This window comes from Kribbella koreensis (assembly GCF_039525325.1).
Taxonomy (GTDB): domain Bacteria; phylum Actinomycetota; class Actinomycetes; order Propionibacteriales; family Kribbellaceae; genus Kribbella; species Kribbella koreensis.
Genome location: NZ_BAAAHK010000007.1, coordinates 177,121 through 199,005, shown reverse-complemented (window position 1 = coordinate 199,005; position 21,885 = coordinate 177,121). Strand labels below are relative to the sequence as shown.

Here is a 21,885-nt window from a genome sequence, read left to right as displayed (position 1 = left end):
TTTCGTGCGCATTTGCAGCAACCTGCAGATTTCTGCCGTTGCCGGGGCCAGGGCGACTACCTACGCTGTGGGAGCCGGCATTCGAATAGCCAGAAAATATCCGGAAAGGATGATTTGATGCGCAATTCACGGCGAATTCTCCGGTTGGTGTCGATGGCGGCGCTGACGGTGTTGATGGTCGCGCTGGTGGAGGCGATGCCGGCCGTGTCCGCCCCGGCGGCGCAGACCGGAAGCGGAACGGTGACCGGTGTGACTACTCCCCAGGTCAGCTACTACCGCGCGCTGTTCCAGAATCGGCAGACGAAGCTCTGCCTGGAATCGAACAGTGCCGGGACCGTCTACACGCGGGCCTGTAACAGTCGCAGCACCTACCAGCAATGGCGTTTCGACAACACCGCTCTGCAATACATCTGGAACGTGGCCACCGGGCGCTGCCTGCAATATGTGATCGGGGCCGGTTCGGCGACCGGACTGGTTTCGGCGAAGGCGTGCAACCGGGCGGACTATCACCAGCTCTGGAAAGGGCATATCACCGGCGCCGAGTTCACCTATTACAGCCAGCACTGCCTGGACAGCAACGCCGGGGGAGCGGTCTACAACCTGGCCTGCAACGGATCCGGCTACCAACTGTGGAACAAGGTCTACTTCGATACCCCCTGAGGTCGGGTACCGGCTCAACCCACCCACCGGCGTATGGTCGGAGGCCTAGCCGCTGGAGGTGGCAGATGAGCTACGGAGACAACCGGAACAAGCGCGATCAAGAGGACCGGGACCGCAGGGACCGCGAAGAGCAGGAGCGTCGCGCCCGTGACGAGCAGGACCGGCGGGATCGCGACGAGAAGCGTTGAGTGAGGAATGAGCGAAGGGCCGGACCCGAGGTTGGGTCCGGCCCTTCGGTCGTTGTCAGACCTTGAGCCAGACGGTGGCGTCCACCGGCAGTTTGTTGTCGGTGAGGGGCTCGCTGGCCAGTAGTACTTCGCCTGTGGGGAGGTCGATCGCGGCATCGGTCAGGTTGACCACGCACTGGAAGCCGGGGTCGCGGGTGAAGGAGAGGACGCCGTCGGGCGCGTCCAGGTCCCAGGTGAGGCGGCCTTCACCCAGGGCTTCCTCCGAGCGGCGGATGCGGAGCGCTGCTCGGTAGAGCGCCAGGTGGCTGTTCGGGTCGGCTGCCTCGGCCTCTGCCGTCAGGGGTGCCCAGTCGGCCGGTTGCGGGAGCCACGGCTGGCCTTCCCCGGTACCGAAGCCGTACGGCGGTTCGCTGCCGCTCCACGGGATCGGTACCCGACAGCCGTCGCGGCCCCGGACTGTATGACCCGAGCGCTCCCAGGTGGGGTCGTCCAGCACCTCCACCGGTAGGTCCTCCACCTCAGGCAGACCCAACTCGTCGCCCTGGTAGATGTACGCGCCACCAGGCAACGCCAGCTCGAGCAGCGCGGCCGCCCTGGCCCGGCGAAGCCCCAGCGCCAGATCAACCGGTACTACGCCCGCACCCTCCAACGCATCGCGCTGATCCCGCCCATACCGGGTGCGGTGCCGAACGGTGTCGTGATTGCTCAGCACCCAGGTCGCCGGAGCCCCAACGGCCCACAGGCTCTCCGTCGTGTAGTCGATGACCTGCCGCAACTCCTTCGCGTCCCAGGCGGCCCGCAGCACATCGAAGTTGAACGCCGAATGCAACTCGTTCGACCGGACGTACTGCGCGAGCCGCTCGGCCGGGGACAGCCAGGCCTCCGCAACGAAGACCCGCGGCCCCTGTGGGGTGTCGGCGTACTCGTCCGCGATCGCCCGCCACCGCTGGTGGATGGCGTGCACTCCCGGCTGGTCGTAGAACGGATTGCCGACATACTTGTCCCGGGTCGGCTGACCGTCGGGGTCGAGCGTCACGTCCGGCAGCGACGCGTCCTTCGCCATCGAGTCGGCGACATCGATCCGGAAGCCGTCGATACCCCGGTCGAACCAGAACCGCAGGATCGAGTCGAACTCCTCGATCACCTTCGGGTGGTCCCAGTTCCAGTCCGGCTGCGAGATGTCGAACATGTGCAGGTACCACTGGCCGTCCTCGATCTGCTGCCAGGCGCCCCCACCGAAGGCGGCCGGCCAGTTCGTCGGCGGCAGCCCACCGTCCTTGCCGTCCCGGAACCAGAACAGGTCGCGCTCCGGAGAGCCCTTGCCCGCCGCCAGCGCCGCCTTGAACCACGGGTGCTCCCAGGAGCAGTGGTTCGGGACCAGGTCGATCAGGATCCGGATCCCCAGCGCGTGCGCCTCGGCGATCAGCGCGTCGGCGTCCGCGAGGGTGCCGAACTCCGGGTTGATGTCGCGGTAGTCGGACACGTCGTAGCCGCCGTCGAGCAGCGGGGACGGGTACCAGGGACTGATCCAGATGGCGTCGATGCCGAGGTCGGCCAGGTACGGCAGCCGGGCGCGGATGCCGTTCACGTCACCCGTTCCGTCACCGTCCGCATCGGCGAACGACCGAGGGTAAACCTGGTAGACGACGGCACTACGCCACCAGTCGTCAGCTGGTCTGGTCGCTTGTTCTGTCATGGCAACCAGCCTTTCACGGGTGCGCAAGCAAGCTGTGACGGTCGTCTCAGCGCCTACCCCGACTGTCGCGGCAAGGCAAGAGGTGGCTAGTCTCAGGCCGACGGAACGCGCCGGCGACCGTGCCTCTCTAGCACCGCAGCCTGCCGCGGCCTAACTCGAACAGGCGAGAGAGGGACCACACTCGTGGATCTGATGGAGTACCAGGCGAAGACTGTCTTCGCCAAGCACGGTGTAGGGACGACGGTGGGTGAAGTCGTCCACACGCCCGAGGAAGCCCGCGCCGCGGCCGAGAAGCTCGGCGGCGGCACAGTGGTCGTCAAGGCCCAGGTGCTGACCGGCGGCCGAGGGAAGGCCGGTGGCGTCAAGCTGGCCGCCAACCCGGACGAGGCCGAAGAGCGCGCCCGCGAGATCCTCGGTCTGGACATCAAGGGTCACATCGTCAAGACGCTGAACATCGTGCCGGCCGCCGCGATCGCGGAGGAGTACTACTTCTCCTTCCTGATCGACCGGGCCAACCGCAACTACCTCTGCATCGCGTCGGCCGCCGGCGGGATGGAGATCGAGGAGGTCGCGCACACGAACCCGGACGCGGTCGCCAAGATCTCGATCGACCCGGCCAAGGGCGTCGACGAGGCGAAGGCGCGCGAGATCGCGACCGAGGCCGGCTACCCGGCCGACATCATCGACGCGGTCGCGCCGGAGATCGTCAAGCTGTACGAGGTCTTCCTGACCGAGGACGCGACGCTGGTCGAGGTCAACCCGCTGGTCAAGCTGAAGGACGGCCGGGTCGAGGCGCTGGACGGCAAGGTCTCGCTGGACGAGAACGCCGACTTCCGGCACCCCGAGTTCGCCGACTACGCCGACTCGTCGGCCGCGGACCCGCTGGAGGCGGCGGCCAAGGCCAAGGGCCTGAACTACGTGAAGCTCGACGGTTCCGTCGGCATCATCGGCAACGGCGCGGGCCTGGTGATGAGCACCCTCGACGTCGTCGCGTACGCCGGTGAGGAGTTCGGCGGCGTCAAGCCGGCCAACTTCCTCGACATCGGTGGCGGCGCGTCCGCCGAGGTGATGGCGAACGGCCTGGAGATCATCATCTCCGACCCGCAGGTGGAGAGCGTCTTCGTCAACGTCTTCGGCGGCATCACCGCCTGTGACGCGGTCGCCGACGGCATCGTGCAGGCGTTCCAGTTGCTGGCCGCCCGCGGCGAGGCCGTGACCAAGCCGCTGGTCGTCCGGCTGGACGGCAACAACGCCGAGGAGGGCCGCCGGATCCTCGACGAGGCCGGCCTGGCCGGACTCGAGCGGGTCGACACGATGGACGGCGCCGCCAAGCGGGCCGCCGAGCTGGCAGCGAAGTAAGGGATAAGAGCAGATGTCTATCTTCCTGACCAAGGACAGCAAGGTCATCGTCCAGGGCATGACCGGCTCGGAAGGCACCAAGCACACCACCCGGATGCTTGCCTCGGGCACCAACATCGTCGGCGGCGTGAACCCGCGCAAGGCCGGCCAGTCGGTCGACTTCGACGGCAAGGCGGTCGCCGTCTTCGGCTCCGTCGCGGACGCGATCAAGGAGACCGGCGCCGATGTGTCGGTCATCTTCGTCCCGCCGAAGTTCACTAAGGACGCGGTGATGGAGGCGATCGAGGCCGGGATGCCGCTGGTCGTCGTGATCACCGAGGGCGTACCGGTGCACGACACCGCCGCGTTCTTCGCCGCCGCGCAGGCGTCGGGGACCACCCGGATCATCGGCCCGAACTGCCCCGGCATCATCACGCCGGGCGAGTCCAACGCGGGCATCATCCCGGCCACCATCGCCGGTGCCGGCCGGATCGGCCTGGTGTCGAAGTCGGGCACGCTGACCTACCAGATGATGTACGAGCTGAGCGACTTCGGCTTCTCCACCGCGATCGGCATCGGCGGTGACCCGATCGTGGGCACCACCCACATCGACGCGCTGCAGGCGTTCCAGGACGACCCGGAGACCGACGCGATCGTGATGATCGGCGAGATCGGCGGCGACGCCGAGGAGCGGGCGGCGGCGTTCATCAAGGAGAACGTCACCAAGCCGGTCGTCGGCTACGTGGCCGGCTTCACCGCCCCGGAGGGCAAGACGATGGGGCACGCCGGCGCCATCGTCTCCGGCTCGTCGGGCACCGCGGCCGCCAAGAAGGAGGCCCTCGAGGCCGTCGGCGTGAAGGTCGGCAAGACGCCGACCGAGACCGCCAACCTGATGCGCGGCATCATGCAGGAACTCACCATGTAGTACTGCCGGAAAGGCCCTCGGGGGATCTCCCCGGGGGCCTTTTCTACTTGTAGGCGGCGGACCGCTCGGCGGCCCGGATCAGTACTTCGTTGAAGCCCGCGTTGGTGATGTCCAGATCCTCCAGCACCGGGTAGAGCACGTAGACGGCCCGCGAGCCGGACACCGCGATCCCGATCCGGTAGGTGAAGGTCTTGTCGTTGCCGGTCTCGTACGACGCGCGCCAGCTCTCGCCGGTGATGCTCTTGCCCAGCGCGACGTCGCCGGTCTGCTTCACCGTCGCGTTCGACTGGGTCTTCTTGCAGTTGTCGACCGCCTTGCGGATCGCGCTGACGTAGTTGCCTGCCGCGGCCGGGCTGGCGAAGGAGACCACCATCGTGTCCAGCCCGAACTCGGCCGGCACCTTGGCCTCCGGTACGACGTACGTCTGCGACTTCGACGACTTGGGCTTGGCCTTCTTCAGGTCGAGCTTGTCGGTCTCGCAGCCGGTGCCCTTCGGCGTCGTGCCGGACGTGCTGACCCACGGCTTGTCGATGCTCGGCAGCACCGGCAGGTCGATCGGCGCCATGAACCCGGGCGGCTCGGTGGTCGGCAGCAGCCCGGGCGTGGCCGTCGGCGTCCCGGTCGTGCACTTGGCCTCGGCGCAGATCCGCTGCAGCCCGGCGCCCGCCGTCGCGATCACGGTGTCCGGCTTCGGCGGGGTCTTGGCGGTGGTGTCGAACTCGACCACCATCGTCGCCTGACCGGCGGTGCTCACGCTGATCGTGCGGTACTTGTTCGACTTGTCGCCGGGCTGGCCGAAGACGGCCACCACGCCCTTGCTGCCCAGGCCGGCGGTCGTGTAGCTGGCGACCAGCCGGATCTGCGGGGTGTTGCAGGCGCTGAGCCAGCCGGTGATCGTGCTGTACGCCTTGCCGGCCGCCGCCTCGTCGTTGGAGACCTCGACGTACTGGACCGCGGTCTCCTTGGTCGAGGGGTTCTTGAAGTTGCGGATCCAGGTCCGGATCCCGGCCGGGTCGGCGAACCGCTGCGACTGGCAGACGAAGGCCTTGTCCGGGGCGTTGCTGCCGTCGTCGGTGCTCGCGACGGCCCAGGCGCCCGAGGCGGGCGCGAGCTGCTTGGCCGCCGTACCGTCGAGCAGCACCTTGGCGTCGCCGAGCAGGCCCGAGTCGCCGCCGCCCGGGCCGTCGTCCTTGTTGCCGGACTTGGCGTCGCCGGGGGAGTCGCTGCCACCGAAGGCGTTCACCGCCGCGATACCGCCGCCGCCGATGACGAGCAGCGCGGCCGCTCCGGCACCGATCAACTGGTTCCGTCGGCGCGTCTGCTGACGGCGTGCCTCCCGGGCGGCGGCACGACTGCCGCCCCGCGAGGCGCGGTGGGAACCGGTCACTAGTTCTTGACCTCCAGACTGATTCCACCCGACGGTACCTGGTGGTCCGTCGTCATCCACCCCGAGTCCAAGCAAATAACAGAGAGCGAGCAGTGCCGAAGTCTTCCATATCCGGCGTGTCAGAACGAGCGGCGTCCAGGCTGCGAGTGACGATGGTGGTAGATGACCGACATGCTGAGCCGTCCGGGCGCCCGTGACGGCGGATCTCACCAGGCGCCCGGGCCCGCCCAGCCCGACGCCACTGCACCGACCAAGCCGGTGATCGTCTCGGCGGTGATTGGAGCAGGTGCTTGCCTGCTCACCGGACTACTGGCCTGCGCTGCCGTCGCAGTGGTCGGCTGGCTGGCCGCGGCCTTCGGTGGAGCGGCTGGTGCGGTCAGGGCCGGTGCCACTGTGTGGTTGGTCGCTCACAAGGCAGGTGCGACTCTTGGTGACGCACGGCTCAGCGTTGCTCCGCTGGGCCTGACCCTGTTCCTCGCTTGGTGCCTGTACCGCGGTGGGCGCTTCACTGCCCGGGTCAGCGGGGCAGACGAGACCAAAGACCTCGCCATGGCATCCGGAGTCCTCGCTGTCACCTACGGGCTGGGTGCGCTGATCATCGCGCTCCTGACCTCTGACGGCACGGTGAAGGTCTCCCCCGCGACAGCGTTCCTCGGTGCCGCCACACTGGCGCTCATCGCGGGCACAGCGGGGATACTGGTCGAGTCCGGAGCTGCCAGCGACATAGCTGACGCCACGCCACAGGGCTTGCGTGACGTGATCCCTGCCGCTGCGGCCGCAGTACTGACGATCGTGGCCGTCGCCAGCCTCCTGTACGCCGTACTGCTGGCAGTCCACTTCTCCCGCGTCACCTCGATGCTGGAGCTGCTCGACGCCGGCGTGGTGGGCTCAGTGGTGCTCTTTGCCATCTGCTTGATGCTCCTGCCCAACGTGATCCTGTACGTCGTGGCGTTCCTCGCGGGCCCCGGCTTCCAGCTCGGAGTCGGTACGACGATCGCTCCGACCGGGGTGACCGTCGGCAACCTGCCCGCGCTGCCGTTGCTGGCCGCAGTACCGGCTGATGGCGCCACCCCGACGTACCTGCTCGTGCTGACGGCGTTGGTGCCGCTACTGGCTGGAGTGATGGCCGGGTTCGTGGTCGCCCGTCGTGGGATGGCAGCGGAGGACTCGGACGTACTGGGCTGGGATGCCTTCGCTCTGCGCGGCGCGATCGCAGCCCTGCTGGCCGGGATCGTGCTGATGGTGCTGATGCTGTTGTCGGGCGGCGCTGCCGGGCCGGGCCGGATGGCTCAGGTCGGCGTCTCGGGCGCGATCCCAGCGGCCGGAGTGCTGATGGCGGGGATGGCGATCGGCGCCGCAATCACCGCAGCAGCCGTAACAGCCCGCCGTCCGCAACCAGCCGGGTAGCCCCAGCGGGCCCGCGCCCGGGCACGGTGGGCGGAGGCGGCCGAGCTGCCCGGATTCGGGTCTGTGCGGTCGCTGACGATATGGTTTGCCGAGTGACAGATCCGGTTGCGCCAACGCCTGAGCCCGCACGCCTCGTCGTGCTCATCTCGGGCTCCGGCTCGAACCTGCAGGCCCTGCTGGACGCTTCCGCGGACCCGGCGTACGGCGCCCAGGTGGTGGCCGTCGGCGCGGACCGGGACGGTATCGCCGGCCTCGATCGGGCCGAGGCGGCGGGAGTGCCGACCTTCGTGCACAAGGTCAAGGACTACGCCGAGCGGGCCGACTGGGATCGCGCCCTGACGGCCTCCGTCGCCGAGTACAAGCCTGACCTGGTCGTCTCGGCCGGGTTCCTCAAGCTGGTCGGCGACGACTTCCTGGCCGGCTTCGGGGATCGCTACATCAACACCCACAACGCGCTGCTGCCCGCGTTCCCCGGCATCCACGGACCGCGCGACGCGCTCGCGTACGGCGTGAAGGTGGCCGGCGCGACGCTGTTCTTCGTCGACGGCGGGGTGGACACCGGGCCGATCATCAGCCAGGTCGTCGTACCGGTTCTCGATGACGACACCGAAGAAACCCTGACCGAGCGGATCAAGGACGACGAGCGCCGCCAGCTGGTGGAGTGGGTCGGCAAGCTGGTTCGCAACGGCTGGACCATCACCGGACGAAAGGTTCGACTGAAGTGAGCACCGACCGCAGGCCGATTCGCCGGGCGCTGATCAGCGTCTACGACAAGACCGGTCTGGAGGAGCTCGCGAAGGCCTTGTCCGACGCCGGGGTCCAGATCGTGTCGACCGGCTCCACCGCCTCGAAGATCGCGGCGGCCGGCGTACCGGTCACCAAGGTCGAGGACCTGACCGGCTTCCCCGAGTGCCTGGACGGGCGGGTCAAGACGCTGCACCCGAAGGTGCACGCCGGGCTGCTCGCCGACGTCCGCAAGCCCGACCACGTCGAGCAGCTGGCCGAGATGCGGGTCGAGCCGTTCGACCTGCTGGTCAGCAACCTGTACCCGTTCAGCGAGACGGTCGCGTCCGGCGCCTCGGTCGACGAGTGCGTCGAGCAGATCGACATCGGCGGCCCGTCGATGGTCCGCGGCGCGGCCAAGAACCACGCGAACGTCGCCGTCGTGACGTCCCCGGAGCAGTACGCCGACGTCTACACCGTGCTCGACGAGGGCGGCTTCTCGCTGGACGAGCGCAAGAAGCTCGCCGCTGCGGCCTTCGTGCACACGGCCGAGTACGACGTCGCCGTCGCCTCCTGGATGGGCAACGTGCTCACCGACAGCAGCGAGGGCTCGGGCTTCCCGGCCTGGATCGGCGCGGCCTGGGACAAGAAGGCCGTCCTGCGCTACGGCGAGAACCCGCACCAGCCGGCCGCGCTCTACACCAACGGCCGCACGGGCCTGGCGTCGGCCGAGCAGTTGCACGGCAAGGAGATGTCGTACAACAACTACGTCGACGCGGACGCGGCCCGGCGGACGGCGTACGACTTCAGCGAGCCGGCCGTCGCGATCATCAAGCACGCGAACCCGTGTGGCATCGCGGTCGGCAAGGACATCGCGGAGGCACACCGGCGCGCGCACGAGTGCGACCCGGTCTCGGCGTACGGCGGCGTGATCGCCACCAACCGCCCGGTCACGGTCGAGCTGGCCAAGCAGGTCGCGGAGATCTTCACCGAGGTGCTGGTCGCCCCGGCCTTCGAGGACGGCGCGGCCGAGATCCTGCAGGCCAAGAAGAACATCCGGCTGCTGGTCTGCCCGCCGATGAGCTTCGACCAGCCGGTCGAGATCCGGGCCGTCAGCGGCGGTCTGCTGATGCAGGCGCGGGACGCCTTCCAGGCCGAGGGCGACAGCCCGTCGAAGTGGACGCTCGCGGCCGGCGAGGCGGTCTCCGACCAGGTGCTGGCCGACCTCGAGTTCGCCTGGAAGGCCTGCCGCGCGGTCAAGTCCAACGCGATCCTGCTCGCCTCGGACGGCGCCTCGGTCGGCGTCGGCATGGGCCAGGTCAACCGGGTCGACTCCTGCAAGCTGGCCGTCTCCCGTGCGGGCGATCGAGCTGCAGGATCAGTGGCCGCGTCCGACGCGTTCTTCCCGTTCCCGGACGGCCTCGAGGTACTGCTGGAGGCCGGCGTGAAGGCCGTAGTCCAGCCCGGCGGCTCGATCCGCGACGACCTCGCGATCGAGGCCGCGAACAAGGCCGGCGTCACCATGTACTTCACCGGCACCCGGCACTTCTTCCACTGAGTACGCCGGACAGCCCCCTTGCCTCCAGCAACGGCGAGGCAAGGGGGCTGTCCGCGTCAGGTTCAGCAGCCCGAACGCCAGCGGTGCGAGTCGTAGTCGTTGTCGGACATCGACCAGTCCCGCCACTCGCCCTGCGGTAGGCAGAACGCGAGCGTCCGGTAGTTCACGTCGAAGAAGACCTCGACGTCGTCGTACGTGCCGGGCGAACCGTTGTTGTAGATGGTGTCGGCGTCGTCGTGCATCAGATCGTCGGTCCAGTTGCTGTCGTCGAACTCCCACTGGGCGAACCGCCCGGTGGCGTCGTCCTCGGACCAGGCACAGAAGAAGCCGCGCGGGCATTGGTCCAGGCTGGCGCTGGCGGAGCTGACCGAGACGGTGCCGGCCAGCACGAGGACGGCCAGGAAGGCCATCACTTTCAGGGCGAGTGAGCGCATGCGTTCTCTTTTCTTGGAGTGGTCACGAAGGCCCGAGGACCGTGGCGGCCCGCGGGAGTGCGGCTCGTTCCAGCTGCTGGAGCTCCTGGAACTCCCGCCGGTGGCCGGCGGTGGTCTTGGTGAGGTAGTCCGCGTGCAGTTCGCGGGCGACCCGCGCCAGCGAGGTCGTGGTCGCACAGGTCGCCTCGGTCACCGCGCCCGCGATCTCCGCGGTACGAATCGCCTGCTGACCCCGGCCTTTCGCCCGCTGCTCGACCAGCCCGGTGAGCTCGCCCGGGTCGTCGACGGGGTAGCCACGGCCGCGCACACAAGCGGCCCACTCCTTCATCGCGGCGGCGAAGCGCTCGTCGTGGTGGACCAGGGAATAGACGAGGTAGACGATGCCGTCCGTCGTCCGGCGGGCGCGGAACCAGCGCGGCAGGTCGTCGTACAGCTCGCGGCGCGCGGTGGCCAGGCAGCCTTGGTCGCTGGTCGAGATGCGGCTGCCGTCGCCCAGCTCGAACGAGATCTGCTTCCCCGAGCCGATCAGGGTGCGTTCGTAGATCCTGGCCCGCTCCGCCGGGAGCGCCTTGGCATAGACGGTGTTCGGGTTCGGGGTGGGCGACGCCGGGTCCGGGTCGTCGTACCCGTAGGCCTTGGCCCAGGTGATGTCGTCGATGACGTACGGGAACCGCCGCTCGGTGCGTGGGGTCGGCACCGGGCGTTCGTCGTACCGGAAGCCGGCAGTGGCCATGCACTGCTTGATCAATCGCTGTTCGGCCTTGTACAGCAGGGCTTGGTCGTCTGCAGTGATGGCCGCGGTGGCCGGGGCGCTGTCGCTGTTCGAGCGGGTCAGGACGAGGACGGTGCCGGCCAGCACCAGCAGAACCGCGACGAAGGCCGGGGCGAGACGCTTGGTCGACATGGCTGGGACCCTAGGCGGCCAACCTCACGGAGAGCACACAGTTCGACACTGGTCGAACTGATGTCATGGCAGCTGACTCGTCGACCCGGCACGGTAAGAAAGCGCTCCCGCAGGTGGAGGTGAGGAAGGAATTTGCTTTCATTAGAGACATTGCCTAAATAACTCGGGCCGACCTAGGGTGAGGCAACTGTCCCTCCACCCGCCCGTTGGGGAGAAGCATGTCGGTGAAACGTCGGAGTCTCGCGCTGCTCGTGGCAGCCGCGGTCGTGGTCCCTGTGGGCCTGACCGCGGTGCCCGCCGAGGCCCACAGTCAGAAGCGTGTTGTCGGTTACTACACCCAGTGGAGCGGTTACGACCGCAACTTCCTGGTCAGCGACCTGGTCAAGAACGGTACGGCCGCCAAACTCACCCACCTGAACTACGCGTTCGGCTTCCTGGACGCCTCCGGCAACTGCATCAGCAGTGACCCGTGGGCCGACTACCAGCGGCCGTTCACCGCCGAGCAGAGCGTCGACGGCACGGCGGACGTGGCCGGCCAGCCGTTGTCCGGCAACCTGAACCAGCTCCGGCAACTGAAGAAGAAGTTCCCGAAGCTGCGGATCAGCATCTCGCTCGGCGGCTGGACCGGGTCGAAGTACTTCTCCGACGCCGCGCTCCCGGCCAACCGGGCCGCGAGCGTGAAGTCCTGCCTGGACATGTGGATCAAGGGCAACCTGCCGGGCGCTCCGGCCGGTGCCGCGAAGGGCATCTTCGACGGCGTCGACCTGGACTGGGAGTGGCCGGCCAGCGAAGGCAACCCGGGCAACGTGATCAGGCCGGAGGACAAGGAGAACTTCACCGGTTTCGTGCACGAGTACCGCAAGCAGCTGGACCGCGCCTCGTGGCCGTTCAGCGGCCGGTACACCCTGTCCGCGTTCCTGCCGGCCAACCCGGCGATGATCGACCGCGGCTTCGAGGTCCCGAAGATCTTCAAGGACCTCACCTTCGGCACGACCCAGGGCTACGACTACCACGGCACGTGGGAGCCGCTGACCAACCAGCAGTCCGCGATCGACGGCCCGAAGGGTGACCCGACCACGCCGGAGTTCAGCTCGCAGGTCACCATCGACTCGTACCTGAGCCGCGGCGCGCCCCGGAACAAGCTCGTGATGGGCGTGCCGTTCTACTCGCACGGCTGGACCGGCGTCACCAACCAGAACAACGGACTGTTCCAGCCCGCGACCGGGCCGGCTCCGTCCCGCTTCGAGGCCGGGACCGAGGACTACCGCGACCTCAAGGCCAAGCTCGCCGGGTTCACCATCCATCGCGACAACTTGGCAGGCTTCGCCTGGCTGTTCGACGGTACGACGTTCTGGACCTGGGACGACCCGACGGAGATGAAGCGCAAGGCCCGCTACATCTCCGATCGCAACCTCGGCGGCGCGATGATCTGGTCCCTCGACGGCGACACCTCGAGCGGCGAACTGATCACCGCCCTGCACCGCAACCTCCGCTAGCCGCACCACCGAAACGGACCGGCTCGACACCCGCGCTTGGGGTGTCGAGCCGCGGGTCCGTTGTCGTGGAGTGTCAGTTGGACTCGTGCAGGTCGGTGCCGAGGCCGTGGACGGCCGGGATGGAGCCGAGCTTGCCGGCCTGGAAGTCCTCGAAGGCCTGGATGACCTCTTCGCGAGTGTTCATCACGAACGGTCCGGCCATGGCGATCGGCTCGCGGATCGGGCGGCCGCCGAGGATCAGTACGTCGAGGTTGGGCTCGGCCTGCGGCTGGGAGAGGGCGGCGGCGGTACGGATGATGTCGCCGGGGCCGAAGAGCGCCAGCTGGCCCTTGCGGATCGGGCGGTGCTCGGCGCCGACCGTGCCCTGGCCGGCCAGGACGTAGACGAGCGCGTTGTAGTCCGGCTGCCACGGGAGCACCATCTCGGCTCCCGGGCTGACGGTCGCGTGCACCAGCGTGATCGGGGTGTTGGTCGAGCCGGGGCCTTCATGCCCGTCGACCGAGCCTGCGATGACGCGGATCAGCGCGCCGCCGTCGGCGGTCGACAGCAGTGCCGAGTCGCCACCACGGATGTCCTGGTACTTCGGTGCCGCCCACTTCTGTGCCCGGGGCAGGTTCACCCAGAGCTGGATCCCGTGGAAGAGCCCGCCGCTCAGCACCAGGTGCTCCGGCGGCGTCTCGATGTGCAGCAGCCCGCTACCGGCGGTCATCCACTGGGTGTCCCCGTTGGAGATGACGCCACCGCCACCCTGTGAGTCCTGGTGCTCCATGATCCCGTCGAGCATGTAGGTGACGGTCTCGAACCCGCGGTGCGGGTGCCACGGCGTGCCCTTCGGCTCGCCTGGCGCGTACTCCACCTCACCCATCTGGTCCATGTGGATGAACGGATCCAGATCCTTCATGTCCACACCCGCGAAGGCCCGGCGTACCGGAAACCCTTCGCCCTCGTACCCGCTGGGCGCGGAAGTGACCGACCGAACCTTCCGCTCAGTGGCCACCGCCGGATCCGGCTGGTGAACGCGCGGCAGGACGGTGATGTCGCTGACGGTGACGGCAGGCATGTCGCTCTCCTAGGTCGAGGTAGTTAAAGAATAAACTATCCGACTCAACCCCGACAACCCCTCCCGCATTCCGTTTCCTGTCCAAGCCCACATCTGGTGGGCATGAACAAGAAACGGAGGGTCTGAACAAGGCGCACCTTGTCCAGACCCTCCGCTGCCTGTCCGAGCCCACCACTGGTGGGCTCGCACGGGAAGTGGCGACCGTGGACATGGAGTGGCGGGCTTGAACACGTAATAACTTGTTCAAGCCCGCCGTTTGGTGTTCAAGCCCGCCGTTGGGTGTTCAAACCCGCCGTGCGGTGTTCGAGGTCGCCGTTGGGTGTTCGTGGTCGCCGGTTCTGGCGGGGTGTTGCCGGTTCTGGTGGGGTCAGTCGACGGTGACCAGTTCCTTTTCCTCCGGCTTCTTGGCCGGGTTGAGGGACTCGCCTTCGATGTCGACCTTGGGGGTGAGGCGGTCGAGCCACTTGGGGAAGTACCAGGCTCGGTCGCCGAGGAGGGAGAGGACGGCGGGGACGATCGACATGCGGACCACGAAGGCGTCGATCAGGACGCCGATCGTCAGGCCGAAGCCGATGGTCTTGATGATCGGGTCTTCGACCAGGATGAAGCCGGCGAAGACGGCGGCCATGATCAGGGCCGCGGCGGTGACGACCCTGGCTCCGTGGCCCACGCCTTGGATGGTCGCCTCGGTGGCGTGCTTGCCGTGGACGAACTCCTCGCGGACCCGGGACACGATGAAGACCTCGTAGTCCATCGCCAGCCCGAACAGGATGCCCATCATGATGATCGGCAGGAAGCTGACCAACGGTCCGGGCGAGTCGACGCCGAGCAGCGACGCGCCCCAGCCCTTCTGGAACACCCCGACCGTGATGCCGAAGGTCGCGCCGATCGTCAGCAGGAAGCCGAGCGTCGCCTTCAGCGGCACCAGGATCGACCGGAACGCCAGCAGCAACAGCAGGAACGACAACCCGATCACGACGAGCAGGTAGACCGGCAGTGCATTGGTCAGCTTGTTGGACACGTCGACCCCGACCGCGGTGTTACCGGTGACCGACACCGTCGTACCACCGGCCTCCAGCGGATGGATCGCCGTCCGCAGGTCCTTCACCAGATCGGCGGTCTGCTCCGATGCCGGCCCGCTCTTCGGGATCACCGTGACCAGCCGCGTCGAGCCGTCCTTGCTGCCCGGCCCGGGCTGTACGGCGATCACGTCGGCCAACCCCTTGGCCTTCCCCATCACCTGGTCGACAGCAGCAGCCGACGTCGCCGCGTTGTCGCTCTTCACGACCACGACCAGTGGCCCGTTCGACCCCGGCCCGAACGCCGTCGCAGCAAGGTCATACGCGACCCGCTGGTTCGTACCGGCCGCAGCCGACGCCCCATCCGGCAGCGCCAACCGCATGTCCTGCGTCGGAATCGCCAGCACCCCGAGCCCAATGATGCCCACGGCAACAATCGGGATCCGGAACCGCGTCACCAGCCGCGCCCACTTGAAGCCGAAGCCCTCGACCACCGGAGCAACCGCAACCTTGCGAGTCTTCCGCGGCAGCACCCGACGCCCCATGAAGCCAAGCAGCGCAGGCCCCAGAGTCAACGCAACCAGTACCGCGGTCAGCACCGTCGCGGCAGCCGCCAACCCCATGGCCGTCAGGAACGGAACCCCCACAACACTCAACCCAGCAAGCGCGATCACCACGGTCGCCCCGGCGAACATCACCGCAGACCCAGCCGTAGCAGTCGCCCTGCCAACGGATTCCTCGATCTCCATCCCCGCCGCCAGTTGCGACCGATGCCGCGAGCTGATGAACAACGCGTAGTCGATCCCGACCGCCAGCCCGAGCATCAAGGCCAGGATCGGCGCCGTCGACGACACATCCACAAACGAGGTGACGATGAACAACCCGGCCATCCCGGCCAGTACGCCGAGCAGCGCGGTCAGCAACGTCATCCCGGCCGCGACCAGAGAGCCGAACGTGATGACCAGGACCAGCGCCGCCACCGCGACCCCGATCGCCTCGGTCGAGCCGATCTCCGGCGGCCCGCCGACGATCTGCCCACCCGGCACGACCTGCAGGTCACCCGAACTGAGCGACTTCAGGTTGTCGTAGGCCTGCGTGCTCTCCTTGGACAGCTCGTCGGCCGGCTTGTCGAACTGGACGCTGATCAGCGCCGTCGTACCGTCCGGGCTGATCGCCTTGCTGGTGAACGGATCGATCGCCGCGATCACCTCCGGCACCTTCGCGGCCTTGGCCACCGTCGCGCCGACCGCCGCCTTCACGGCCGGGTCCATCAACGTCTTGCCCTCGGGCGCCTTGACGACCACCGACGACGAGGCGCCGCTGGCGGCCGGCAGGTCCTTCTGCAACGCGTCCAGCGCCCGCTGCGACTCGGTCCCGGGGATCGAGAAGGCGTTCGTGGTACCGCCGCCCAGCGTCAGCGCGCCGACGCCGAGCAGGACCAGGACGAAGGTCCAGATCGCCGCGACGAGCCGCCGCCGCTGGTAGGAGAACCGGCCGAGCCGGTACAGGAGATTGGCCATCAGAATGCGTCCGTTTCGCTGGAGCGGGATTGGCAGGGGATGGAACCGGGGCGTACGTCACGCGGGCCCCGGGGCATGGTGGTCAGGCCGGTGGCCGGAGGAGCCGGCGCAGCGCGGTGTCGCAGAGTTCGTGCAGTTCGGCGTCGGTGCGTTCGCCGGGATGACGGCACTCGCCGAGCAGGCCGTTGATGGCGAACTTGGCGACGTCCAGCTCGAGCTGGTTGCCGGTACCACCGGCCAGCAGCTCGGTCAGCCGGAGCCCCTCGGTGACAAGCCCACCGAACTCGGGGATCTCGCCGAGCGACCCGAAGAGGTCCTGCAGCACGCTGATCAGCCCGCGGAACTCGACCGCCAGCTCCACGAACCGGCCGATGGCCAGCTCCTGCGCCTCAGCGGCCGGCAGTGCCGACGCCTCCGCGACCAGCTTGCTCAGTGCCGCGTGAGACGGCTCGAGGACGGCGACGAGGACGCCCGTCTTGTCGCTGAAGTGGTAGAGCACGGTCGCCTTCGAGCAGCCGGCCGCCGTCGCGATGTCCTGCAGGGAGGTGGCGTTGTAGCCCTTCTCCTGGAACAGGGTCATCGCCTGCTGGACGATCTCGAGTCGGGTCCGGTCCCGAACGCTGCTGGTAGCTGCCATGCCATCCATCATCCTGACCGGTCGGCCAGTTTTCAACCGATCGGTCAGGATTGTGCTCCAGTTCACGCCCGCCGCGCCGGGCCTGGCAGACTCCGGTGTTGTGACGGCGGAGATTCTGGACGGAAAAGCGACTGCGGCGGCGATCAAGAGCGAGCTGGCGGTCCGGGTGGCCAAACTCGCCGAGCAGGGCGTGGTGCCCGGGCTCGGCACGATCCTGGTCGGCGACGACCCGGGCAGCCGGGCCTATGTGGCCGGCAAGCACCGCGACTGCGCGGCGGTCGGGATCTCCTCGATCCAGGTCGAGCTGCCGGACACCGCGACCCAGGACGAGATCGCGGCCAAGGTGGTCGAGCTCAACGAGAACCCGGAGTGCACCGGTTTCATCGTCCAGCTCCCGCTGCCCAAGCACGTCGACACCAACGAGATCCTCGGCCTGATCGACCCGGCCAAGGACGCCGACGGCCTGCACCCGATGAGTCTCGGCAAGCTGGTCCTCGGCCAGGACGGCCCGCTGCCGTGCACCCCCAAGGGCTGCGTCGAGATCCTCCGCCGGTACGACGTACCGATCGCCGGCGCCCATGTGGTCGTCGTCGGCCGTGGCGTCACGGCGGGCCGGCCGATGGGCCTGCTCTTCACCCGGCGGTCCGAGAACGCGACCGTGACCCAGTGCCACACCGGCACGAAGGATCTGGCCGGCGTCGTCCGGACCGCTGACATCGTGATCGCGGCCGCGGGCTCGGCCGGGCTGATCACCGCCGACATGGTCAAGCCGGGCGCCGTCCTGCTGGACGTCGGCACCAGCCGCAACGCCGAGGGCAAGATCGTCGGCGACATCGACGAGGCCGCCCGCGAGGTGGCCAGCTGGATCGCGCCGATGCCGGGCGGGATCGGCCCGATGACCCGGGCGATGCTGCTCACCAACGTCGTCGAGGCAGCCGAGGCTGCCCAGGCAGCCAGCGCCGGGTGATGGCAGCCCCGGCCGAGCGGCGCTCCGAGTGGCCGCTGGTGATGTCCGGGCTGGTCGCGATGACCGGCCTGGTCGTCCTCACCTTCTACAACTGGCGCAACGGCGTGCTGATCTTCGCCGGCGGCGTCCTGTTCGCCGCCCTGCTCCGGCTCAGCCTGAGTGACAGCGCGGCCGGCCTGCTCCGGGTCCGCGGCCGGATGTTCGACATCTCCCTGCTGCTCGGCGTCGGCGCCGCGATCGCCATCCTCGGCCTGATCGTGCCCAACTGACGATCTGAGGCATTGGTCTGCCGGTCCTGACCCGATCGGGTCAATGTCGGCCGGCCGAGCAACGCTGCGCGCGAGCAATGCGTCTCACCCTATGTGTCGCCCTGAATCCGCACTGTGAGGTCACCGGGCGGCACCTGTTGAGGACAACAACTTGGGAGGGACTCATCGTGAGATCGAGAACCAGATCGCGGCGGCTCGGGCTGACCGCGGTCGTCTCGCTGGCCGTGCTCAGCCTGGGCGTCACCGCCGTCGGGCAAGCACAAGCGAGCGGCACCGCACCAAGCGCCGAGCCGGAAGCCAAGGCAACAGGCAAGGTGAACGCAGCCGACCGGGTCGTCACCCTGCTCACAGGTGACAAGGTCACGCTGCAAGGCGGCGACCCCGCGAAGGCGTCCATCCAGCCGGGACCTGGGCGGCGTGGCGTGACGTTCCGAGCGACCCGGCAGCAGGACCGGCTACTGGTGATTCCGTCCGACGTCAGCGCGGCGGTGGCATCGGGCCGGCTCGACAGCCGGCTCTTCGACGTCGCCGGGCTGATCAGGGCCGGGTACGACGACAAGTCGAGCAAGGTGATCCCGCTCGTCGTCACCTATCAGGGCAATGCGAAACGGTCCGCTCCCGCCGGTGCGACCGTCAGCCGGAACCTGCCGGTGATCAACGGCGCGGCCCTCAAGGTGGACAAGGCGGCCACCGCGAGTTTCCTGGCGGAGGCAGGATCGGCGAGGGCGGCCAGTGGGATCGACAAGATCTGGCTGGACGGCAAACGGCACCTCTCGCTGGACCAGTCCGTCCCGCAGATCGGCGCACCCGATGCCTGGAAGGCGGGCTACACCGGCAAGGGTGTCTCGGTCGCGGTGCTCGACACCGGGATCGACGCCACCCACCCGGACCTGGCCACTCAGGTCGCGGGCGCGAAGAACTTCACCGACGGCCCGGCCGGTGACAATGTCGGGCACGGCACCCACGTCGCCTCGACGATCGCCGGTACCGCTGCCGCGTCCGCAGGCAAGTACAAGGGCGTCGCACCGGACGCGAAGCTGTATGACGGCAAGGTCTGCCAGCTCGACGGCTGCCCTGACTCGGCGATCCTGGCCGGGATGGAGTGGGCCGCGAACGAGGTGAAGGCGAAGGTCGTCAACATCAGCCTCGGCGGTCAGGACACCCCGGAGCTCGACCCGATCGAGGAGGCCGTCAACCGGCTGACCGCGCAGACCGGGACGCTGTTCGTGGTGGCGGCCGGCAACAGCGGCCCGGGCGCCGGGTCGATCGAGTCGCCGGGCAGCGCGGACGCCGCGCTCACCGTCGGCGCGGTCGACAAGCAGGACAAGCTCGCCTACTTCTCCAGCCGCGGACCGCGAACCGGGGACGGCGCGCTCAAGCCCGACGTGACCGCGCCCGGCGTCGACATCGTCGCGGCCCGGGCCAAGGACGGCGTGATCGGCGAACCGGTCGGCGACAAGTACCTGCGGTTGTCCGGTACGTCGATGGCCACCCCGCACACCGTCGGGGCGGCCGCGATCCTGGCGCAGCAACACCCGAGCTGGAAGGCGACCGAGCTCAAGGGCGCGCTGATGGCGTCGGCCAAGGTCGCCGCCGACCAGTCCGCGTTCGAGCAGGGCGCCGGCCGGATCGACGTCGCGAGGGCGATCAAGCAGTCCGTCATCGCCGAGCCGGGCAGCGTCTCGTTCGGTACTGCGCAATGGCCGCACACCGACGACACCCCGGTGACCAAGACGATCACCTATCGCAACCTCGGCGACCAGGCCGTGACGCTGGCGCTGTCCGCTTCGCTGGCCGACTCGACCGGCGCCCCGGCTCCCACCGGCGCGATCAAGCTGAGCGCGTCGTCAGTGACCGTGCCTGCCGGTGGTACCGCGACTGTCGAGGCGACCTCGAACACCAACAACAGCGGGCCGGACGGCCTGTACTCCGGCCGGGTCACCGCGACCTCGGCCGGTGCATCCGTGGTCTCCCCGATCGGGGTGAACAAGGAGGTCGAGAGCTACACGCTGACCCTCAACCAGGTCGGTCCCGACGGCAAGCCGTCCGCTGACGGCGGTGCCCTGGTCTTCGGCGTCACGTCGCCCTGGTTCGACTTCTACGGCGACCCCAGCGGTACGTCGAAGGTCCGGCTGCCCAAGGGCGACTACCTGCTGCAGGGTGACCAGACGGTCGAGCGACCGGACTCGGACGCCTACGACTCCTACACGGTCGTCCAGCCGTTGCTGAAGTTGACCAGCGACAAGACGGTCGTGTTCGATGCCCGGACCACCAAGCCGGTGGTCACCACGGTTCCGGACAAGGACGCCAAGGTGTTCCTGGCCGACATCGGCTACGAGCGGGAAGGCACGGACGAGACGGGCGGCCTGAGCTCGAGCATCCTGGCCTTCGACTTCGACGGACTGCACACCGCCAACCTGGGCGGCCCGGCTCCGGCCGGTCAGATGTCCTCGCATGTCGTCTCCGACTGGGGTCAGCTGACCGACGGCAGGTTCACCAATACGCCGTACCTGTACGCCTTGGTGAACACGAAGCCGGATGTCTTCTTCGACGGCTTCGAACGCACGGTCCGGGCCAAGGACCTGGCGACGGTGACGCAGTCGATCAACGCCACCGCCGACCGCCAGGCCGAGCGGACGGTCTACGCCCACGCGCCCGGCCTCGGCGGTGCCTGGACGCCGATCGTGCCCTTCGACCTGCCGGCCAGGACGAAGCTGTACGTCGATCCCGCGCCGGCCGGCTGGGAGACCGAGGTGTCGGAGATCATGCCGAGCACCGACCCGGACGATCCGTTCCCGATCACGGTGACCCGGCTGACCTCGCCCATCAACACCTTCAAGGCGGGCAAGTCGTACCAGGCGCGGTTCAATGCGGCCGTCTTCGCGCCGACGCCGCTCTACGCGACACGGACGGGCAACGAGCTGGCGCTCGGGATCTACTCGAGCACGGACGCCGACGGCAACTCCGGAGTCACCGCCGCGGACACTCAGAGCAGCAAGCTCTACCGGAACGGGCAACTCGCCGGTGAGTCCGGGTGGTTCGGCGATCTCGTCGTCAGCGACCTGCCGGCGGGCAAGGCGGCGTACAAGTACGTCACCTCGCTGGACCGGTCGTCGCTGCTGAAGCAGTCGAGCAGGACCGAGCTGATCTTCACCTTCGGCTCGGCCGGGTCCGGCAAGCTGCAAGCGATCCCGCTGCGGACGGTGGGCTACACGCCTGCGGTCGACAGCAGGAACACGGTGAAGCGGTCGACCGTGACCGTGCTGCCGATTCATCTGACGGCACAGGCCGGAAGTACCAGGCTGCCGGCCGTGAAGAAGCTGGAGCTGAAGGTCTCCGGCGACGACGGCAAGACCTGGAAGCCGGCCGTCGTCGTACGGAAAGGCGCCGGATATCAAGCGATCTTCGTCACGCCCAAGGGCGGCGCGATCTCGCTGAAGGCCCAGCTGGCCGACGCCGCCGGCAACACGACGGACCAGATCACCATCGGGGCGTACCAGTTCCGGTGAGAAACACTACCCAGTGAACTGAGCTGATCACTGCGAGAGACCCCCGGACGCCTCCGGGGGTCTCTTCGTTGTCGGCCGGGCGAACTTTGCATGTTCTTGCAGGCCGAACAGGCAACTTCCAGCTGGGCGTGCCCCATCTACAGGGCAGAATGACCAACCGGTCTGGACCGTAAGACGCCATAGTGTTG

General features: G+C 68.3%; 18 protein-coding genes. 11 read left to right on the top strand and 7 right to left on the bottom strand.

Features of this window, described 5'->3' with window-relative positions:
• Window positions 1–117 precede the first annotated feature (117 nt).
• The gene (locus ABD116_RS14785; RefSeq protein ID WP_343969139.1) at window positions 118–660 is read left to right on the top strand and encodes an RICIN domain-containing protein; all 543 of its coding nucleotides are present in this window, start codon (window positions 118–120) and stop codon (window positions 658–660) included.
• A gap of 65 nt (window positions 661–725) precedes the next feature.
• Window positions 726–848 carry a hypothetical protein gene (locus tag ABD116_RS14780; protein ID WP_343969137.1) on the top strand — a complete coding sequence of 41 codons (123 nt, stop codon included), beginning with the start codon at window positions 726–728 and terminating at the stop codon, window positions 846–848.
• Between the two features lie 55 nt (window positions 849–903).
• Here the strand turns inward: ABD116_RS14780 and ABD116_RS14775 are convergent, their stop codons facing one another.
• Window positions 904–2,544, bottom strand: a complete 1,641-nt coding sequence (locus ABD116_RS14775) for a glycoside hydrolase family 13 protein (protein ID WP_343969135.1) — start codon at window positions 2,542–2,544, stop codon at window positions 904–906.
• Window positions 2,545–2,727: 183 nt separating this feature from the next.
• On the opposite strand from ABD116_RS14775, the gene sucC reads away from it, so the two are divergent.
• Both sucC and sucD read left to right on the top strand, forming a co-directional pair.
• The gene (gene sucC / locus ABD116_RS14770) at window positions 2,728–3,903 is read left to right on the top strand and encodes an ADP-forming succinate--CoA ligase subunit beta (RefSeq protein WP_343969133.1); all 1,176 of its coding nucleotides are present in this window, start codon (window positions 2,728–2,730) and stop codon (window positions 3,901–3,903) included.
• A gap of 13 nt (window positions 3,904–3,916) precedes the next feature.
• On the top strand, window positions 3,917–4,807 hold the full coding sequence (gene sucD, locus ABD116_RS14765) for a succinate--CoA ligase subunit alpha (RefSeq protein WP_343969131.1): 891 nt from the start codon (window positions 3,917–3,919) through the stop codon (window positions 4,805–4,807).
• A gap of 43 nt (window positions 4,808–4,850) precedes the next feature.
• Here the strand turns inward: sucD and ABD116_RS14760 are convergent, their stop codons facing one another.
• Complete coding sequence (locus ABD116_RS14760) at window positions 4,851–6,194, bottom strand: hypothetical protein (protein WP_343969129.1); 1,344 nt, start codon at window positions 6,192–6,194, stop codon at window positions 4,851–4,853.
• 162 nt (window positions 6,195–6,356) lie between these two features.
• Between ABD116_RS14760 and ABD116_RS14755 the strand changes: the two genes are divergently transcribed.
• The 3 genes from ABD116_RS14755 to purH all read left to right on the top strand — a co-directional run bounded on the left by ABD116_RS14755 (window position 6,357) and on the right by purH (window position 9,882).
• Entirely contained in the window at window positions 6,357–7,601 is a 1,245-nt protein-coding gene (locus ABD116_RS14755; protein WP_343969127.1) for a cell division protein PerM, read from the top strand.
• Between the two features lie 92 nt (window positions 7,602–7,693).
• Window positions 7,694–8,326 carry a phosphoribosylglycinamide formyltransferase gene (gene purN, locus ABD116_RS14750; protein WP_343969125.1) on the top strand — a complete coding sequence of 211 codons (633 nt, stop codon included), beginning with the start codon at window positions 7,694–7,696 and terminating at the stop codon, window positions 8,324–8,326.
• On the top strand, window positions 8,323–9,882 hold the full coding sequence (purH, locus tag ABD116_RS14745; RefSeq protein ID WP_343969123.1) for a bifunctional phosphoribosylaminoimidazolecarboxamide formyltransferase/IMP cyclohydrolase: 1,560 nt from the start codon (window positions 8,323–8,325) through the stop codon (window positions 9,880–9,882). Before purN ends, purH begins: the two co-directional genes overlap by 4 nt.
• 62 nt (window positions 9,883–9,944) lie before the next feature.
• Here the strand turns inward: purH and ABD116_RS14740 are convergent, their stop codons facing one another.
• Both ABD116_RS14740 and ABD116_RS14735 read right to left on the bottom strand, forming a co-directional pair.
• The gene (locus tag ABD116_RS14740) at window positions 9,945–10,316 is read right to left on the bottom strand and encodes a peptidase inhibitor family I36 protein (protein ID WP_343969121.1); all 372 of its coding nucleotides are present in this window, start codon (window positions 10,314–10,316) and stop codon (window positions 9,945–9,947) included.
• Between the two features lie 22 nt (window positions 10,317–10,338).
• The gene (locus ABD116_RS14735) at window positions 10,339–11,220 is read right to left on the bottom strand and encodes a hypothetical protein (protein WP_343969119.1); all 882 of its coding nucleotides are present in this window, start codon (window positions 11,218–11,220) and stop codon (window positions 10,339–10,341) included.
• 218 nt (window positions 11,221–11,438) lie between these two features.
• On the opposite strand from ABD116_RS14735, the gene ABD116_RS14730 reads away from it, so the two are divergent.
• Window positions 11,439–12,716, top strand: a complete 1,278-nt coding sequence (locus ABD116_RS14730; protein ID WP_343969117.1) for a glycoside hydrolase family 18 protein — start codon at window positions 11,439–11,441, stop codon at window positions 12,714–12,716.
• 73 nt (window positions 12,717–12,789) lie between these two features.
• Here ABD116_RS14730 and ABD116_RS14725 read toward each other — a convergent pair whose 3' ends face one another.
• The 3 genes from ABD116_RS14725 to ABD116_RS14715 form a co-directional block, all read right to left on the bottom strand.
• Window positions 12,790–13,776, bottom strand: coding sequence for a pirin family protein (locus ABD116_RS14725; protein WP_343969115.1), 987 nt, complete (start codon window positions 13,774–13,776; stop codon window positions 12,790–12,792).
• A 367-nt stretch (window positions 13,777–14,143) separates the two neighbouring features.
• Window positions 14,144–16,315: an MMPL family transporter gene (locus tag ABD116_RS14720; protein ID WP_343969113.1), complete on the bottom strand. Its 2,172-nt coding sequence runs from the start codon at window positions 16,313–16,315 to the stop codon at window positions 14,144–14,146.
• 82 nt (window positions 16,316–16,397) lie between these two features.
• The gene (locus ABD116_RS14715; RefSeq protein ID WP_343969111.1) at window positions 16,398–16,952 is read right to left on the bottom strand and encodes a TetR/AcrR family transcriptional regulator; all 555 of its coding nucleotides are present in this window, start codon (window positions 16,950–16,952) and stop codon (window positions 16,398–16,400) included.
• A 100-nt stretch (window positions 16,953–17,052) separates the two neighbouring features.
• Here ABD116_RS14715 and ABD116_RS14710 point away from each other — a divergent pair, with 100 nt between their 5' ends.
• From ABD116_RS14710 to ABD116_RS14700, 3 genes are all read left to right on the top strand, one after another.
• Window positions 17,053–17,919, top strand: a complete 867-nt coding sequence (locus ABD116_RS14710) for a bifunctional methylenetetrahydrofolate dehydrogenase/methenyltetrahydrofolate cyclohydrolase (protein WP_343969110.1) — start codon at window positions 17,053–17,055, stop codon at window positions 17,917–17,919.
• The gene (locus ABD116_RS14705) at window positions 17,919–18,188 is read left to right on the top strand and encodes a DUF3017 domain-containing protein (protein ID WP_343969108.1); all 270 of its coding nucleotides are present in this window, start codon (window positions 17,919–17,921) and stop codon (window positions 18,186–18,188) included. Before ABD116_RS14710 ends, ABD116_RS14705 begins: the two co-directional genes overlap by 1 nt.
• 167 nt (window positions 18,189–18,355) lie before the next feature.
• Window positions 18,356–21,697 carry a S8 family serine peptidase gene (locus ABD116_RS14700; protein WP_343969106.1) on the top strand — a complete coding sequence of 1,114 codons (3,342 nt, stop codon included), beginning with the start codon at window positions 18,356–18,358 and terminating at the stop codon, window positions 21,695–21,697.
• Window positions 21,698–21,885: the final 188 nt, after the last annotated feature.